The sequence below is a fragment of the Pseudomonas sp. TE21435 genome (assembly GCF_056279265.1).
In genome coordinates this window covers 1,627,580-1,644,961 of record NZ_JBWBQZ010000001.1, presented here as the reverse complement: position 1 = coordinate 1,644,961, position 17,382 = coordinate 1,627,580, and the positions used below count along the sequence as shown (strand labels likewise).

Here is a 17,382-nt window from a genome sequence, read left to right as displayed (position 1 = left end):
ACCACGCTCCCGATTGCGGGGCCTCAGCTCGACTGGGCAAGATGCCCGTCCGCCAGTTCCTCCATCGTCTCCGGCTCGTCGGGCAGCTCGGTGATCACGCTGAAGTCGCTGACCTCCACCTCGCCGCCACCATACCCCAACAGGTGGAAGGAAAACGCCTTGCGCACGGTGGGGTTGTCGAAGTCGAACTGCATTTCCAGCGGCTCATCGGCCGTTACCCGAATCTCTTCGGGCAAGCCAAGCTGCACATCCTGCTCAAGCTCCTTGGCCTTGAGCCGGATGTAGGCGGCATGGCGTGGGTCCAGCGCCCGCACCTTGAGACGTACCCGGGTGCGGGTGCCTTCGGGCATCTCCAGGTATTGCGCGCCGATCAGGTTGTCGGCCCAGTCATCCTTGATGCGCTCAGCCAGGGCAATGGGTGAGGGACCGCCGAACTGGTAGCGCAGGTTGAGCGGAGTCTGCAGCAACGACTGGTCGAGGCTGGCGGCCAGCAGGCCTATCTGCCGCCCGAGGCTGCCGTCCCCACGGCCGACGAATTTGGCCTGGTCGGCAATGAAACCGGGGCTGGCATAGCGCCGGCAGCGTTGCTGGAAATCGCACTCGCTGAGGGTGCCCTGGCCGTCGTGGTAGCGCAGCATGCCATTGGTATAGGAGATCATCTCGCGGCCACTGTCGTAGTCGCGGTACAGCGAGCGCCCGGCCAGGGCAGCAGGGATCGGCAGGGCAAAATAGTCGAGCAGCGAGGTGCTCAGGTCGACGTGGCCGTAGGTGCCTTGCTTGAGCCTGGGCAGTTGGGCCTGCTCCGGTGCGAGCGTGAGGTTGAAGCCCCAGGCCGAGGCCAGGCGCACGCCATCGATGCCGTGGGATTCGTCGGAGGTGACGATCACCAGGGTGTCTTCCAGTACGCCCTGGCGCGCGAGACCGTCGAGGAAGCTGCCCAGGGCATCGTCGAGGTAGGCCACCGCAGCCTGCTTGGGTGTATCGAAGCGTTGCAGATAGGCCTCCGGCGCCGAATAGGGCTGGTGGGTGCCGACCGTGAGCAGGGTGAGCATCCAGGGTTTTGGTTGCTTGCGCAGCTCGCCGACGTAGTCGAGCGCACCTTCGAAGAACGCGCGATCATCCTTGCCCCAGGGGAATTCCAGGTAGTTGTCGTTGGCGAACCACTCCAGCCCATGCACCGTGTCGAAGCCGATGTGGGGCATGATCCGGTCCTTGGCCATGAAACGCAGCCCGGCGCCTTGCAGGTAATGGGTGGCGAAGCCGGCCTCGCGCAGCTGGGCCGGCAGGCAGGCCTGGTTGCGTTGCTGCTGGGTCAGCAGCTCGACCCCCTTGGGCGTGCCGTTGGCCAGCTTGTCGTAGTCACCGCAGAGCATCGCGTACAGGCCGCGAATGGTCTGGTGTGTGTGCAATACATAGTCGGGGGTGTTCATGCCGCGCTCGGCCCACTGGCTGAGACGGGGCATCAGGTCCTGCTGGTAGTGGCTGCCCAGTGCCTCGCGGTTGGGGCGCAGGTAAGCGCCGGGGATGCCCTCGACGGTGATGATCAGCAGGTTGCGTGCCTTGCCCGGTGCGTCGAGCAGCTTGACGCCATTGAGGTCGGACTGGGTAAGGCCGGCGCTGGACAGCGCCGTGACTGCCGGCACCCGGCCCATACGGCTCAAGGCCTGATGCTGCACCTTGCCCACTGCCGTCGACAGCGCCTGGTGGGTGAGGCCGTACTGGCGCCATTGGTCGGCGTCCGAGGGGGCCAGTTGCTGGCCGCCCCAGTGCAGGCCGAACAGCGCCAGGGGCACGGCCCAGAGTCGTCGTGGCAATGACGCGCTGGGGGGCGATCGCCATACGCTCGCCAGCCAGGCGCCAAGGCCGGTGACCAGCACGGCGGGGAGCCAGGCATGGGCCAGCCCGCCGCCGGTGGAGTTCTCCATGAACTGCGGGTCGATCAGGTAGCTCAGGTCGTCGACCGTGGGCAGCCTGCCGACGGCGCTGACCAGCTCGGCGGATGCCACCCACAGGCCGCCCCAGGCCAACAGCAGCGGCAGGGCCAGCCACCAGGGACGTCGCAGCAGGAGCAGGACCAACAGGCTGCCGATGGCGAGGTCGGACAGATAGCCAAAGGGGTTGGACCAGCCCAGCAGGGCGCGCGCGGTCAGGGGTATCACCAGCACCAGGATTGCCAGGGCGGCAAGGCGGGCGCGAGGGTGACCGAGCAGGTTGTTCACGAAACTTTCCTTAATGCCATTAAACCGTCACAAAATTGTGCCGGATGATAACAGGCTGGTGCCGGGAAAGTCGGATGCTACAAAACCGGTAACCAAATGCCGGGCCCGTGCGCGGGCCCGGTGCGGTCAGAAGTAGTAGGGGAATTTCAGGCTGAACGAGAAGTCCGGCGCGTCTTCGGTGAGACCGATGGACAGGTTGGGCACGATGGTCAGGTTGTCGGTGGCGGCGAAGGTCAGGCCGACGTTGAAGTTGGCGGCGTTGTAGTCGCTGTTGGTGATCGACTGCCAGTCGCCGCCGTCGGGCTTGATCTTGCTTTTGCTGGCGAACTGGTCGGTGACCGAGAACGACATGCTCATCCGCTCGTTCAGGGCGAAGGCAATGCCGCCGCCGATCTGCCAGGAGTCGCCCAGCTTGACGTCCCCCTTCACCTTGGAGTTGACCTGTGGGCTGATGTCGCTGAACGAGTCCTGCATGTTGTAGGTGTAGGACAGGCTGGCGAACAGTACGGCAGGGTCGAATGTCTTGACCAGCGAGATGCCCGGCGTGATCGCCCAGACACCGTTGCCGGTGGGGAGGCTCTCGGGTACCGAAAGGTTGTTGTTCGTCGGGTCCTCGACCAGCTTGATGCCGTACGGATCCTTGCCGGTGGGTGCTTTCACCCGCAGGGTGAGCACGGCGTCGGGAAGGTTTTCCGATTCGTCGAGGAATTTGTAGGCGATCCCGACGTTGACATCGCCGATGGCAGGGTCACGTGTAACGGTGGCGTCGGAGGTGACCGGCCCGGCACCGCCCGCACCACCGGAAGAATAGGTTGATTCGCGATAAACGATTGGCACGTTTATATCGAACTGCCAACGTTGGTCCATGTTGTAACGGGCGGTCAGGTCCAAGGTCCAGTTGTCCGCCTTGATACGGTCCAGGTTGATATTGCCGAGGAAGATCGAATCGAGCGCGAGGAAGCCGTTTAGGGTCAGCGCACGGGTATCGTAGTGCGTATACGTGAGGCCGGTTTCGACACTGAACTTGCCGCCACCAAAGAAGCCGCTGGCTTCGTCATACAGGTTGGAAACGCTTTGCGCCGGCTCCGAATCGTCCTTGAGCGACTGGCCGTAGGAGCTGCCGCTGCTGCCCGGGGCGCCGGAAGCCACGGTCTGGGCGCCCTTGGCCGGTGTCGAAGGTGACTTGGTCAGCCGTTTGGGGGGCGGCGCGGCAGGGGTTTCCTCGACTTGACGCACACGCTGCTCGAGCACCATCAAGGCGTTCTGCTGGGCTTCATAGCGTTGTTTCAGCTCCCGCAGCTCCTGCTTCAGCGCCTCGACCTGAGGGTCTGGAGCTGCATACAGCATTGTGGCCGGGGTCAAGGTACTCAGACAGACTATAGCTTTGAACGTCAACGATCGTTGCATGAGTTAGCCGTCCCTTCAGACTACATACGATGAGAGTCAGCGTAGATCAGTATCCGAGCGCGCGAAGACCTTTGAGCTGGTCAAGATTGCCGTTAAGGGCCGCAGCAGGCACGTTGTCGCGCAGCACGACGTTGAGGGAGGTCAGGTTGCTGACCTGGTTGCCGTTGCCCAGCAAGGTGGCGTTCTGCATCAGCCCGCCCTGGGCGATCTGCTGCAGGGTACTGCCCTGGTTGTTGTTGGCCATGACATTGAGTTGCACGCCCGTACCATTCGCGGAAACGCTCATGGACCCCGCGGCGTTGCTGCCGACCAGTGTCGAGCCTGTGGCGAGCGCCTGACCCTGCTGCGGTACGTCGGGCGCCTGGTTGGCCTTGGTGACGTTGATGTCGACGTTGTTGTAGGCCGTGTTGTTGTCGCCAGCGGCGCGCACGACCTGAGTTACGCCGACAGTGCTGTCCAGGCCACCACCACCGGTGACGGTGCCCGTCCCACCTTTGGCGCCGCTCGAGCCCGTGCCTTTCTCGTCGATCATGGAGACATAGAACTGCGGCTTGATGGTCGACTGCTGGACCTGCATCGACGTCTTGGCCCCGATCACATCGCCGTTGGCGTTTTGCCAGGTGCTGGTCATGACCACGCCGAAACTGATGATCCGCCCCGGCAGCACATAGCGGCCGCGCAAGTTCGCCAACTCCTGGTCCTTCAGTTCAATGGGTTTGAACGTCTCTGCCTGGGCCGGCAGTGCGGCGGCGAGGCAGATCAGGGTGAGCCAAGCTGGGGTCTTCATGGGATGCTCCCGGAGCGTCTTGCTCAATTGTCATTAGAAGAAGTCGCTGCGGATGAAACCGAAGTCCATCAGTTCGGCGTCTTTGACCGGGGTGAAATTGTTGATGCGGCCCTTGGCGCTCAGCGGCAGAGGTGGGTCGAGCAAGGCATTGTTCTTGTCGTAACCCTGGCCGATCACGGCGAAGATGATGCCGTTCCAGCCTTTGAGAAAATCTTCGACCTTGTAGCGTTTGTGGCCGAGCACTGGATCGCCGATGTACACCCAGCCCTTGTCGACGCGCTGCATGACCACGAAGTGCTTGTAGCCACGGATGTCCATCAGTACCACCACGGGAATGCGCACGCTGGTGAGGGTGTCGGCCGCGACCCGGTAGCCGCGGGCACGCATGCCCAGGCTTTCCACGTAGCGTTTCATGTCGAGCATGGAGAAGCCCTGCACCCGCACCAGGTCCTGGTCGGCGTGAGCCAGCATGCCTTCGATGATGTGTTGTTCGTCCACATCCAGCCAGTAGGCCTGGCGCAGGATGGTTGCCAGCGCCGCGGCGCCGCAACTGAAATCGGTCTTCTGTTGCACCAGGTCGGCGAACTTGCGCTCACGGATGCTCTGGATGGGCTTGTAGATCACCGCACCCCCCGGCAAAACCGAAAGCGGCATCTGCGCCGCTTCGCTGTAACTGGCCATGCACAGCAAAAACGCCAAGGCGATCATCCGCATGGTCTTGCCCCCTGGTCCTGTTGAAGAAAGGCCCCCCGAAGGGGGCCTTACGGTTACAGCGCTCAGAACGAGGTGTTGGAGATGGCCAGCGAGTTGCTCTGCTGGTTGCCCACACCGGCGGCGACGTTGACGCCGAGGTTGCCGCTGCCACCGTTCACCGAGCCACTGAGGGTTGCGGTGTTGGTCACAGGGTTAGCCCAACCGGTAGGGGTCAGCACCTGGAACGACACGGTGTTGCTCAGGTCGTACGAGCTGGACTCGCTGTAGCTCTTCGAGCCGGACTTCGACGATTCGTTGGAGGCGCTGCCCGACTTCTCATAGGAGGAGTCGTAGGCTTTCTCGAACGCAGAGTCACGTGCTTTCTCGTACGAGGAGCTGGAAGACTTCTCGTGCGATTTGTCATACGACGCGTCGATCGAGGCGGTCAGCGATGCATCGAACGAGTCGGTGCGGCTGCGCTCGTGGCGGCCGAAGTCCTGGGTGTGGGTCACGCTGCCGCTTGCCGAGGCATCCAGCGAAGCGTTCAGAGAACCGCTTGCCGAGGAGCTCGAATCATGGCTACGCGAACCACTGGCGCTGGAGCTGTTGGAGCCACTGGCGTTCCAGCTGTTGGAGCCGGCGGCGTCCCAGCTCGACGAGGCGCTGCTGTCCTTGCTGTAGCTGGAGTCCTTGTCGTACGAAGCACTGCCACTTTTCGTGGTAGTGAAGGTCAGCGTATCGACACGGAAGGTGCGGTCGGCGTTGTTGTTCACTACCAGGCCTGGGCCATTCTGGTCGGCAGAGGCGGTGGCGGTTGCATTACCCAGTGGCGCATTGGAGTTGGCAATGGCCATGGTGTTTTTCTGCTGGTTCAGGTCGCCACCGGCAATGTTGATGCCCATGTTGCCGCTGCCGTTGTTGCCCGAGCCGCTCATGATGCCGGAGTTGGTGGTGCCGTAGTTGTTGACCTTGTTGTTGTTGCTGTACTGACGTACGTCGGCGGTGGCCGAGGCGGAGCCGAACACGAAGCTGTTGTCCAGGCTCGAATCGGCGCCGGCGTTGGCGATGGCGGCGGCGTTGTCCTGTTGGTTGCCGGCGCCGGCCGCGACGTTGACACCGACGTTGCCGCTGGTGCCGGAAGCCGAGCTGCTCATTTCGGCTTCGTTCACGGTGCCTTCATTGCTGATGCGGTTGCCGGTGCTGCTTTGTTTGTCCCAGGCATTGGCGGTTGCATATACCGGGATCTTGGTAGGAGGAGGGGTGTGATGACCGTTGTTGTGGCCGTTGTTATGGCCATTGTTGTGGCCGCCACGTGGATCATTCTGCCCAGCTTGTACAGCCACAGCCATGATCGCAGCAATTGCGAAAACCAGAGGCTTGAGTGCCATCGAGGGTTTCATGGTGGTTCTCCGTACTTTGTTTTAGGTTAAGTGTTGTTGTTACCTGTTTGGGTCAGTTCGCGACCCGGATGCTCAGGGTGTTGGCCGTGCGGTTTCCCACCCCTGCACTCTGATTCAACTGAACCACGCCACGGCTACCGGTGAATGCCTGGTCGCTGGTGCTGACCTGGCGATGGCCGGGTGTCTGGGCAGTTGAATCCGAGTTGTTGACCAGCGCCACGTTCTGTTGCAGAAGGACGCTGTCGTCGATGCTTTGCGGTTGCGCACTGACACTGATGCGCAGTGCGTTGGCTTGCTGGTTGCTGGCGCCGGCGCTCTGGTTGACCCCCAGGATGCCGTTGCCGTGGCTGAAGGCTGTGCCCTGGATGTTGGCCTGGGCATCGATCGCCGGGTCGGACCCGGTGCGCAGCCGCTGGTGGATCTGGGTGCTGGCGTTGGCGTCATGGCCGATGGCGATGGCGCGGGCATTGACCTGTTGCTGTTGATCGCCGGCCGCCTGGTTGACGCCCAGGTTGCCCTGGTATTGCGCACCCGAGCTGTCAATGGTGGCGTTGTTGAACACGGGGGATTGGGCGAAGGTCGGCGCACTGCACAACGTGGCCAGGAGCAGCAGCGTATGCCTCATGTCACTGACCTCCACTGAGGATCTTCAGCGCGCCCAGACCTTGCTGGACGTTTGAGTTGACCATGTTGGCGATGCCGTTGCCGCCCGAACCCGAGCCACGGCCACCTGCGATATTGGGCAACTGTGTCTGGTTGCCGATATTGCTGCCGATGGTGTTGGTCTGCTGGGTAATCAGCGAGTTGATACCGGCGCCGCTGGTGATGTTGGCGAAGTCACCATCGCTAAGCTCACTGGTCTGCCTGAGGATGTGGGCGGACGGGTTGGTATTGACGGTGACCGGACTAGGATCAGGGATGATCGGCGCTCGTATGGCGTTGCGGGTCTGCACGTCGCGGGTGATGACGACGATGCCGTTGTCAGCCCAGGTGGGCAGGCTGAAGCTGGAACCCAGTGCGCATCCGATCAGCAGGAGACGACAGACGTTGCCTTTATCAAGTTTCCCCACGATGGCAATTCCTTCTTCGGCGTGTTGGGCCTGGGCCGCGTTGCCAGAAGGAGAGCAGAAGCTGTGCCGGTTTTTGTTATTGCTTTCGAATCAGTCAGTTGTGGGGCCGGAGCTGGTGCGTCAATGGATTGGTGTATCAGTGCTGAGACAGAGAGTCGTCCCATGAGCCGTCGGGCCCATTGAAGTCGGGCACTGACGGGTTTTCGTCGAGGGTGTTTCACGGGCGTGACACTACCCCCGGATCTGGCGCAATGCGCGCAAATCCGGGGGCCATGGCCCCACAGGGTGTATCAGCGGCTTAACATTCGGTGGGACAGGTGGGGGACTTGCCGTCCAGCAGGCGCTGTACAGCGCTCAACACCGTGGCGCTGCGTTGCGACCAGTCGCCGTCAATCACCTGCACGTTCTGCCGGTGACGTTGCAACCAGGCCAGGCTGTCGTCGAAGAACACCTGGCGCTCTTCCAGCCGTGGCTGACAGCGCAGCCCGTCCCCGACCCATTCGACGCCCTCGGGGCGCAGCAGCAGGTGCAGGTCGTAATGGCGCGCCTGAATGGCCTGTTCCAGCCACTCGGGGCAATCACCGAACAGTGCCCGGCTCCACAGGATATTGCTCAGCAGGTGGGTGTCGAGGATCAGCAATTCCGGTGCCTGCGCCCGGCCCTGGTCTTCCCAGGCGAGTTGGCCACGGGCGATGGTGGGGATATCGGCGTAGCAGGTATCGCGCAGCTCGCGCTCCATGAAATGGCGGACATACTCTCCGACCAGCACGCCACCGAAATGCGCCTGGATCTCGCCGCTCAGCCAGCTCTTGCCACTGGACTCCGGGCCGCACAGCACCAGGACCTTCATGCGCTGGCCAGCGCCGGGTCGCGGCGCCACTCCAGCCAGCCGCGCACGGCGATCAGGGTGAACAGGGCATACAGCGCGGCGGTGAGGTAGAGGCCCTTGTAGAGGAACAGGCCGACGAAGACCACATCCACCACCACCCATAGCGCCCAGCACTGCAGGCGCTTCTGTGCCATCCACAGCTGGGCCACCAGGCTGAAACCGGTGAGTGCTGCGTCCAGCCAGGGCTGGGCAGCGTCCGTCCAGTGAGCCATGGCGGCGCCCAGCAGCAGGCTGGCCAGCAGGCCGATCGCCAGGCCCTTGAACATCGTCATCGGTGCCAGGCTGGTTACCTGGCGGGCGTCCTCGACCCGGTCCGGCCGGGTCCATTGCCACCAGCCGTACAGTTGCAGCACGGCGTAGACCAGTTGCAGGAGCATGTCCGAGTACAGCTTGACCTCGTAGAAGATCCAGCTGTACAGCACCACCATCACCAGCCCGATCGGCCAGCACCAGGGGTTCTGCTTGACGGTGAGCCAGACGGCGATGACGCCGAGCGCGGCGGCGAAGAGTTCGAGGCCGGACATCGGCGATCCTTGGGCGGAGAGAGGCCGCGATGCTAACCGCTTCGTGCGCCACGCTTCAAGCGGTGGGCAGCATCCGTGCTGCCCGTTGCCAGGCCCTGCTAGACCTTGAACTGGCGCAGCAACTGCTCCAGCTCCTCGCTCAAGCGGCCAAGCGCCGCGCCAGCGTCGCTGGACTGGCGGGCGGCCTCGGCGGTCTGTTGCGACAAGTCGGCGGTTTCGGTGACGTTGCGGTTGATTTCCTCGACCACATGCGACTGCTGCAGGGTGGCGCTGGCGATCGAGGCATTCAGCGCCCCCAGGTTGCCCAGCGCATGGTTGATGGCGTCCAGGCTGCTGCCAGCCTCGCGGGCCTGCTCGACGGTCTGGCGCGAGGCTTCGCTGCTGGTATCGATGGCCCGCACCGCGGCTTCGGACTGCCCCTGCAGGTGCTCGATCATGGTCTGGATCTCGGCGGTCGACTGGGCGGAGCGCTGGGCCAGCAGGCGCACCTCGTCGGCGACCACGGCGAAGCCGCGCCCCTGCTCACCGGCGCGGGCGGCCTCGATGGCGGCGTTGAGGGCAAGCAGGTTGGTCTGCTCGGCGATCGAGCGGATGACCTCGAGCACGCCGCCGATCTTCGTGCTGTGGCTGGCCAGTTCGCGGATCACCTGTACCGCCTGGTCGATGGTCGCCGAAAGCCGGTCGATCTGCTGCAGGCTACCGTGGATCGCCTGCTGGCCGTGGCCGACCTGGGCCTGGGCATTGCGCATTTCGCTGGAGGCCTGCTCGGCGTGCTTGGCCACGTCGTGCACCGCGTAGGTGACTTCGTTGACGGCGGTGGCGACCTGGTCCATCTGCAATGATTGCTGGGCGCTACGGGCCTGGGCGGAGCCTGCGTTGTCACCCACATGGCCGGCCGACTCGGCCAGGGCATGGGCCGCCCCCTGCAATTGACCGATCACGCCCTGCAACTTGCCATTGAAGCGGTTGAAGTGCTCACCCAGCTGGGTGATCTCGTCGTGGCCATGGGTGTCCAGGCGCCGGGTCAGGTCGCTTTCGCCGCTGGCGATGTTGCCCATGGCCTGCACGGCCTCCTGCAGTGGCCGGGCGATGCTGCGGGCGATCAGCATCACCAGCAGGGCCATCAGCAGGGCGATGCCCAGGCCCAGCAGCGAGGCGTCGCGCAACTGCCTGGCGAACTCGGCCTGCACGTCGTCGATGTAGACCCCCGAACCGATGATCCAGCCCCAGGGCTTGAACAGCTGTATATACGAGGTTTTCGCCACCGGCTCACTGGCGCCGGGCTTGGGCCAGCGATAGTCGACTGGCCCCGCGCCCTGGCTGCGGGCCAGGGCGACCATCTCGTTGAAGACGGCGAAACCGTCGGGGTCACGGATGGCGGAGAGGTCCTGGCCATCGAGCTTTGGGTTGGCCGGGTGCATGACCATCTTCGGTTGCAGGTCGTTGATCCAGAAATAGTCGTTCTGGTCATAGCGCAGCCCGCGCACCACTTGCAGGGCCTGCTGCTGTGCGGCCTCGCGGGTCAGTGTACCGGCAGCCTCCAGGCCTTGGTAATGGGCCAGCACGCCGGCGGCGGTCTGTACCACGTGGCGGGTCTTCTCGGCCTTGGCCTGGTACAGGTCGCCGTGGAGCTGGCGCAGCATCAGCAGGCCCAGCACCAGCAGCATGGCCACGGCCACCAGCAGGATCAGCCACAGGCGGCGGCTGATCGACATCGACCTCAGGGTCTTCATGATGCGTTACTCCAGTCTTTTTCTTTTTATCCAGGGCATCCAAGCATGCTTTGTCGCGGGCCCCCACTCGACCAACGGCTAATGCGTCGTTCTTGACATCCTCAGTTGCAGGTAACGCAAGCCTTGAAACATAGGCTCTGCTAGGATTTCGGCCGCGCCAGATGAAACCTTTAGGCGGCTGGGCATTTCAGCTGGCTTTGGGGGCCCTGTCGCTGTAAAAAGCACGCGCCGCGTGCGGTCTCAATTGTGTCAATCAAAACAAGCGGCCTGCCACGCGCAGCGTCGCATTTGGGGGAAAGATGGATTTGTGGAGTGCCTTGCAGGCGATCATCCTGGGCGTGGTCGAGGGGCTGACGGAGTTCCTGCCCATTTCGAGCACCGGGCACCAGATCATCGTCGCCGACCTGATCAACTTCGGTGGCGAACGCGCCATGGCGTTCAACATCATCATCCAGCTGGGTGCCATCCTGGCGGTGGTGTGGGAGTTCCGGCGCAAGATCTTCGACGTGGTACTGGGCTTGCCCACGCAGGTGCCGGCGCGACGCTTCACCGCCAACCTGCTGATCGCGTTCATTCCCGCGGTGATCCTGGGCGTGTTGTTCGCCGACCTGATCCATGAGTACCTGTTCAACCCTATTACCGTTGCCGCTGCGCTGGTGGTGGGTGGGGTGATCATGCTGTGGGCCGAGCGTCGCCAGCACCGGGTGGAGGTCGACCATGTCGACGACATGCGCTGGACTCACGCGCTGAAGATCGGCCTGGTGCAGTGCCTGGCGATGATTCCGGGCACCTCGCGCTCGGGATCGACCATTATCGGTGGCTTGCTGTTCGGCCTCTCGCGCAAGGCGGCGACCGAGTTTTCGTTCTTCCTGGCCATGCCCACCATGGTCGGCGCGGCGGTGTATTCGGGGTACAAGTACCGTGATCTGTTCCAGCCGGGCGATTTTCCGGTGTTCGCCATCGGTTTCGTGGTGTCGTTCATCTTTGCCATGATCGCCGTGCGCGGGCTGCTCAAGTTCATCGCCAACCACAGCTATGCGGTGTTTGCCTGGTATCGCATCGCCTTTGGCCTGCTGATCCTGGCGACCTGGGAGTTTGGCTGGGTCGATTGGTCGACGGCGCATGGTTGAGAGGGCTCGTACGCAGCGTGCGCCCCGACACGAGGAAGGCGTGCGCAATGCGCGCCTGAAGGGGCTGGTACTTGCGGTGCTGTGCCTGTTGCCGGTGCTCGGCGGCCTGCGGATGGGGTTGAGTGGCGGGAGTTGGTTGCCGTTGGCGATGTATCCGGTGGTGAGTCTGGTCAGCCTGTTGTTGTACTGGCAGGACAAGCAGCAGGCGCGGACTCAGGCCTGGCGTACGCCGGAAAAGGTGCTGCATGCCAGCGAGCTGCTGGGGGGCTGGCCGGGGGCTTTGCTGGCGCAGCAGGTGTTTCGGCACAAGACTCGGAAGGTTTCCTATCAGGTTGTGTGCTGGGGGATTGTTCTGGTACATCAGGTGTTCTGGGTTGATTATTTGTTTTTGGCGGGGCGGTGGGGGGCTTTGATCCAGGGGTTGTAGTTTTGGTTTTGGTTTTGAAAGTTGTATGCGCATTCATTTTTGATGTCGACGCTTATTCACCTTTCCGCCCTTACGGCGGCTTACTTTGGTCGTGGCCAAAGTAAGCAAAGCCGTGGCGCTCCATTCATCCGGCCCTCCGCTTCGCTCCGGGTTCCCTCACTCCGGCCTTGCTCCCGGGAGGACCGCGCTGAACGCCCCATCCTGGGGCGCAGCGCTTGACGGGCATCCATGCCCGTCACCTCCCTCCGCAAGGCCTGCGTTCGGCCTCCTGAAGTCGCGAAGTTACGGGCGGCGCCTGCACTAACGCAGCTAGTCGCTAGTTGCCAGCGTGGGAACTCTAGATCAACATCGCGGGGCAAGCCCGCTCCCACCATAGTTTGACTACGTGATTCAGTGTGGGAGCGGGCCTGTCCCGCGATGGCGTAATGAAGAACAACATAACAGCCACTAACAAAACCAACATATCTGCTCTTGATCTGCTCTTGATCTTGCTTCTAAGCGCGCGGTAGTTCAGGCGACACAAATTGCGACTTCAGGAGGCCGAGTGGAGTTCTTGCGTAGTGGGGCGACGGCCATGGATGGCCGTCGAGCGCTGCGCCCCAGGATGGGGCGTACAGCGCGGTACCCACGGGAGCAAGAACGGAGCGAGGGAACCCCGTAGCGAAGCGTAGGGGCCGTATGAATGGAGCCGAACGGTTTTGCCTACTTTTGTCAAGACAAAAGTAGGTCGCCGTAAAGGCGAAAGGGTGACTAAATGTCGACATCTTCTACGAACGCGCCAACAAAAAACAAAACAATCGCCCCGAACCCGAACCCGAACCCGAACCCAACCCAAAGAAAAAAAGGAACCGCAGCGCCAGGGGAGATCCAACGCCACGGTCCAAGGGGAAACCCCGTCACTGCTGGGTAACAGTCGCCATATTGGCATTCCCGAACTGCGTAACAGTGGCCGTCTGACTAGCCCCACTCTGGTCGACAAACGCCTGGTTCCCATTACCCCCCTGGGTCACGTAGGCGAGGTTGACCCCATCGGTCTGCTTGATGGTCGCCTCGTTGCCATTGCCATACAGCTGATAGGTGTAGCTCTGGTTGCCACTGCCCGACTGCTCGAGGGTAATGCTGCCGCCATTGCCCGCAGCCAGGCCCTCGGCGTAGTTGGCGGTGCCGCGCTGGTCGGCGATGAGCAGGTTGTCGCTGCCGTTCTGCTCGAAGTACAGCTCGTTGTTGCTGTCGGCCTGGCGGGTCTCCATCTGGTTGCGGTTGCCATCCTGATTCAGCCGGGCGATCTGGCTGTTGCCTTCCTGGGTGAGGTTGACCCCGTTGCCATTGCCCGCCTGGTTGATCTGCGCCTGCTGACCGACACCGAATTGCCCGCCAGACTTCTCGCCCTTCCAGTTGCTGGCCATGATCTTGTTGGCGTTGCCCACCGTGCTGATGGTCAGGCTGTGGTTGTCGCCGGTCTGGTAGGTGAAGTGCAGGTTGTTGTTGCCCGTCTGGGAAATGCTGGTCATCGCCTGGTTGGTCTCGAACTGGTCCGACCAGCTGGCGTTGCCACGGCCGGTCTGGCTGAGACCTGCGCTGTTGGCCTGGCCGAAACTCTGATCGATGTAGCCTTCGTTGCTCTGGCCGTTCTGGTAGACATTGGCTTGGCTGGCGGCCTGGTTGTCCTGCCACACCTCCACCGAGTTGCCCGTGCCGTACTGGTTGATGCCGATGGTGCCGCCCAGGCCGTCGCGCTGGTCACCGTAGGCCCAGTTCTGCCGGCCTTCCTGGTAGATGGCGATATCGCCGTCCTGGTGGGTCATGTGCTCGGCGGCGGCCTGGTTGTCGCTGCCACCCTGCATGATCACGCTTTTGTTGTTGCTGCCGCCGAACAGTTGCTCGACCGTGGCGTCGTTGCCATGGCCGGACTGCAAGGTGGTGGCCTGGCTGGCGTACTGGGTGTCCTGCCAGATGACCGAACGGTTGCCGCTGCCTTGCTGGACCTGCAGGGCCTCGTTGTTCTCGCCCACCGACTGGCTGGCGAAGGCGTCGTTGAGGCTGCCGCCGGACTGCTGGGTGATCTGGCTGCCGTTCTCGAACAATTGCTCGGCGTAGCCGGCGTTGAACGAGCCGGTGGCGTTTTGCTGGATATAGCTGGTGCTGCTGTCCTGCAGCGCCATGTGATTGTGGTCGTGGCCAGCCTGGTTCTGCGTGGCCGAGGCGAACGGCGCCTGGGTCTGCTTGACCTCGGCGATGTTCTGGTTGCCCTGTTGGGACTGGGTCGAAGTGCTGTCGTCGGCCATGGCCTGGCCGGCAAGGGCCAGGACGATGGCAGCGCTCAGAGGGGCGAGCTTGTGCATGGTATTGCCTCCAGATCTGTCGATGAGGGCCTAGCGGTACTGGGTGATGTGGACCTGCTGGCCGTTGCCGGCCTGGGTCACGGCGCTGTTGAGCCCCGTGCCGCGCTGGTCGATGGTGGCGCTGTTGTGGTTGCCGATCTGCTCGATGGCGGCGCTGTTGCCGCTGCCACTCTGGCGGATCGTGGCCTCGTTGCCCTGGCCCTGCTGGCTGATCGCGGCCGTCAGGTCGCTGCCTTCCTGCAGGATGTAAGCCTCCTGCGCGCCCCCGGCCTGGACGATCCGGCCGAGCAGGGCCTGGCCGTTCTGGTCGAGGGCAGCGCGGTTGCCCGTGCCCAGTTGCTCGATCACCGCGACCTGGCCGGCGCCGGTTGGCAGCAGGCGCAGCACCAGTGGCTCGCCCAGGTCGCTGCCGGCGGCGAGGTCGGCGTTGTCCATCAGGTCGTCGGCTAGAGCCTGGCCGGCAAGGGCCAGGCACAGCAGCAGCGGGTACAGGGCGTTCATGGCATCCTCCCGGGGGTTACTGCACCACCACGTTGACCGTGCGCGTGCTGCCCTGGCTGCTGGTCACCGTGGCGGTCGGCGCGGCGGTGGGCACCAGCGTCGTGCTGTTGCTCACCGACAGGCGCCAGCGGCCGGTGACCGGCACGGTGGTGGTGCCCAGGGTCTGCACGCCGTTGGTGGTGGTCACCCGCACCGTGATGGTGTTACCGGTGGTCACCGAGGACGTTCCGCTGATGTCCCAGTTGAAGCGGTTGTTGGAGCGCGCCGTGACTGTCGCCGCGGTGACCGCAAAGGTCTCCTGGGCCGGTCGTGGCGATACTTGTACCGTGACCGTGCCGGGCGTCGAGGTGGCGCCGATCGCGTCACGGGCGACGTAGGTGAAGCTGGTGGTGAACGCCGCTGTGACCGTGGCCGGTGGCGTGTAGGTGATCACGTTGCCGTCGGTGCTCACCGTGCCGCGCCCGGCCGGGGTCGGCTGGGTGACGCTGGCGATGGTCAGTGGCAGGTTGCCTTCCGGGTCAGTGTCGTTGGCCAAGGCGTTGATGGTCAGTGGTACGCCAAGGGTAGCGGCGCTGTCGGCCACTGCGGTTGGTGGACGGTTCGGCGCGACGTTGACGGTCACGGTGGTGACCGGCGACTTCAGGCCCTTGGCGTCTTGCGCGCGGTAGCTGAAGGTCGCCACCAGCGGCGAGGTGGCCCCGGCCGGTGGGGTGTAGGTCACTGCCGTGGTGCCGTTCATCACCACGCCGCCCAGGCCGGTGCCCGGCTGGGTGAGGTCGGTGATGCTCAGCGGCACGTTGCCGTCCGGGTCGCTGTCGTTGGCCAGCAGGTTGAGGGTGATCGGTATGCCGATACTGGTGCTACCGCTGTCGGCCTGGGCCACGGGGGCTTGGTTCTCGGCCTGCACCGGGGCGCTGCCGACCACTACCACCGGTTCCACGTCGACACCGCCATGTGCCGACTTGACCGTGATGCTGGCAGGCGGCTGGGCCAGGTCGTTGACCGTGAGGCTTTGCTGGACACCGGACTTGGACATCCGTCCGAAGCCCTGGACCAGCAAATCCGGCACCACGACTTCGTCGCTGGAGCGGGCCTCGATAAGCAACCGCTTGGCACTCCAGTCATAGCGTGCCGTACCCACCTTGACCACATCGCTGAGCTTGCTCGACAGCGATGTCGGGCGCGTGGTGCCGGCCGGGCTGCTGGCGGTGACCACCACCACCGACGGTGGCACTGCCTGGCTCAGTTGCTGGTTGAAGAACAACCCGTTGTTGTCGGCGAGCATGCTGAACTGGCATGGCGAAGGCGGCGAGCCGACCAGAGCCAGGCCGTTGCGCAGGCACAGGCTGGCGCTGTTCGGCGCCTTGGCGAAGACTTCGACGCGGGTGCCCGCGGCGTTGCGCTGGTAGGTGGCGCGTTCCAGCGTCGCCGGGGTTTGCTGGCGTTGGTCGAGGACCTTGCCGGAAACGGTGAAGACGTTGGTCTGGATGGTGCCCGCCGGGCCCTGGATGCGCACGAAGTTGGTGTTGTTCGGGCTGCCGGTCACCGCCTCGGTGATGTTAGGGTCGCCGACGAAGGTCTCGGTGGCGCCGGTGTCCGGGTTGACCTCGGTGTAGGGGCCGCCGACACCGCGCAGGAACGGGCCGAGGTTGCCGTTCAGCGCACCGCTGAAGTTGCCGGGAGCACCGATGCCGATGTCGCGGGTGATGTTGATCGCCCGGCGGCCCGCCGTGGTCACGTTGACCGTCTCGACCCCATAGGGGTGGGTGATGGTGTAGGTGCCGGTGCTCGGCACCGAGGCGCGGATGCGGATGCGGGCGAAGCTCTGCTGGTCGCCATTGACCGGATTCTCGGCGGCGAAGGCTGCCTCAAGGCCGGCAACGTAGACCTCCAGCTCGTAGCCACTGTTGCCTACCTGGGGTATCTCGGTCTCGGCCAGGAACCAGAACATCTCCGGTGGCCAGTTGTCCGGGAACACCAGCGGCAGGGCATCGTCATAGACCCCGGGCTCGGGCAGCAGGGTGCACATGTAGGCCGGAGCGCCCGGGCCGCCCGGTGACCGGGTGCTGGTGGCGCGCGACTGGCACAGCTCCAGGGCGAGGTTGTTGGCGTCCTTGTACCACATGGGGTAACCCCCGGTGGCGAAGGTGTAGGGGCCGGGATCGACCTCCGACAGCGCGGCCCAGGCCGCGCTGCTGAGGGTGAGGGTGAAACCGGCGGCGCAGAGTGCGCGACGCGACCAAGTATTCATGCTGCCTCC

General features: G+C 63.8%; 15 protein-coding genes and 1 pseudogene. 2 read left to right on the top strand and 14 right to left on the bottom strand.

What is annotated here, in order from left to right:
* Positions 1-23 precede the first annotated feature (23 nt).
* The 11 genes and pseudogenes from ACZ9C1_RS07390 to ACZ9C1_RS07340 form a co-directional block, all read right to left on the bottom strand.
* Entirely contained in the window at positions 24-2,219 is a 2,196-nt protein-coding gene (locus ACZ9C1_RS07390; protein WP_277504508.1) for an LTA synthase family protein, read from the bottom strand.
* A 126-nt stretch (positions 2,220-2,345) separates the two neighbouring features.
* On the bottom strand, positions 2,346-3,626 hold the full coding sequence (locus tag ACZ9C1_RS07385) for a hypothetical protein (protein ID WP_023630126.1): 1,281 nt from the start codon (positions 3,624-3,626) through the stop codon (positions 2,346-2,348).
* A gap of 46 nt (positions 3,627-3,672) precedes the next feature.
* A complete protein-coding gene (locus ACZ9C1_RS07380) occupies positions 3,673-4,413 on the bottom strand; it encodes a hypothetical protein (protein WP_023630127.1) in 741 nt (246 codons plus the stop codon).
* 33 nt (positions 4,414-4,446) lie between these two features.
* The gene (locus tag ACZ9C1_RS07375; RefSeq protein WP_023630128.1) at positions 4,447-5,127 is read right to left on the bottom strand and encodes a C39 family peptidase; all 681 of its coding nucleotides are present in this window, start codon (positions 5,125-5,127) and stop codon (positions 4,447-4,449) included.
* A gap of 62 nt (positions 5,128-5,189) precedes the next feature.
* Positions 5,190-6,506, bottom strand: a complete 1,317-nt coding sequence (locus ACZ9C1_RS07370; RefSeq protein WP_476253827.1) for a heme utilization protein — start codon at positions 6,504-6,506, stop codon at positions 5,190-5,192.
* Between the two features lie 52 nt (positions 6,507-6,558).
* Positions 6,559-7,131 (bottom strand): adhesin, encoded by a 573-nt coding sequence (locus tag ACZ9C1_RS07365; RefSeq protein WP_476253826.1) that lies wholly within the window; start codon positions 7,129-7,131, stop codon positions 6,559-6,561.
* 1 nt (position 7,132) lies between these two features.
* Complete coding sequence (locus tag ACZ9C1_RS07360; protein ID WP_476253825.1) at positions 7,133-7,576, bottom strand: hypothetical protein; 444 nt, start codon at positions 7,574-7,576, stop codon at positions 7,133-7,135.
* A 298-nt stretch (positions 7,577-7,874) separates the two neighbouring features.
* Entirely contained in the window at positions 7,875-8,426 is a 552-nt protein-coding gene (locus ACZ9C1_RS07355; RefSeq protein ID WP_102682456.1) for an AAA family ATPase, read from the bottom strand.
* The gene (gene pnuC / locus ACZ9C1_RS07350; RefSeq protein ID WP_102682457.1) at positions 8,423-8,989 is read right to left on the bottom strand and encodes a nicotinamide riboside transporter PnuC; all 567 of its coding nucleotides are present in this window, start codon (positions 8,987-8,989) and stop codon (positions 8,423-8,425) included. The genes ACZ9C1_RS07355 and pnuC overlap by 4 nt, the downstream gene beginning before the upstream one ends.
* A gap of 98 nt (positions 8,990-9,087) precedes the next feature.
* Positions 9,088-9,822 carry a methyl-accepting chemotaxis protein gene (locus ACZ9C1_RS07345; protein ID WP_371918114.1) on the bottom strand — a complete coding sequence of 245 codons (735 nt, stop codon included), beginning with the start codon at positions 9,820-9,822 and terminating at the stop codon, positions 9,088-9,090.
* Positions 9,823-9,960: 138 nt separating this feature from the next.
* Positions 9,961-10,632: pseudogene (locus tag ACZ9C1_RS07340) on the bottom strand (cache domain-containing protein); the annotation flags it as partial.
* A 389-nt stretch (positions 10,633-11,021) separates the two neighbouring features.
* Here ACZ9C1_RS07340 and ACZ9C1_RS07335 point away from each other — a divergent pair.
* Both ACZ9C1_RS07335 and ACZ9C1_RS07330 read left to right on the top strand, forming a co-directional pair.
* A complete protein-coding gene (locus ACZ9C1_RS07335) occupies positions 11,022-11,852 on the top strand; it encodes an undecaprenyl-diphosphate phosphatase (RefSeq protein WP_102682459.1) in 831 nt (276 codons plus the stop codon).
* Positions 11,845-12,279, top strand: a complete 435-nt coding sequence (locus tag ACZ9C1_RS07330) for a DUF1294 domain-containing protein (RefSeq protein WP_476253824.1) — start codon at positions 11,845-11,847, stop codon at positions 12,277-12,279. The genes ACZ9C1_RS07335 and ACZ9C1_RS07330 overlap by 8 nt, the downstream gene beginning before the upstream one ends.
* An 896-nt stretch (positions 12,280-13,175) precedes the next feature.
* Here ACZ9C1_RS07330 and ACZ9C1_RS07325 read toward each other — a convergent pair.
* The 3 genes from ACZ9C1_RS07325 to ACZ9C1_RS07315 are packed head-to-tail and all read right to left on the bottom strand — an operon-like array spanning position 13,176 to position 17,373.
* On the bottom strand, positions 13,176-14,621 hold the full coding sequence (locus ACZ9C1_RS07325) for a curlin (RefSeq protein WP_476253823.1): 1,446 nt from the start codon (positions 14,619-14,621) through the stop codon (positions 13,176-13,178).
* A 30-nt stretch (positions 14,622-14,651) separates the two neighbouring features.
* Positions 14,652-15,122 (bottom strand): curlin, encoded by a 471-nt coding sequence (locus ACZ9C1_RS07320; protein WP_476253822.1) that lies wholly within the window; start codon positions 15,120-15,122, stop codon positions 14,652-14,654.
* Between the two features lie 16 nt (positions 15,123-15,138).
* Complete coding sequence (locus tag ACZ9C1_RS07315; protein WP_476253821.1) at positions 15,139-17,373, bottom strand: Ig-like domain-containing protein; 2,235 nt, start codon at positions 17,371-17,373, stop codon at positions 15,139-15,141.
* Between the last annotated feature and the right edge of the window lie 9 nt (positions 17,374-17,382).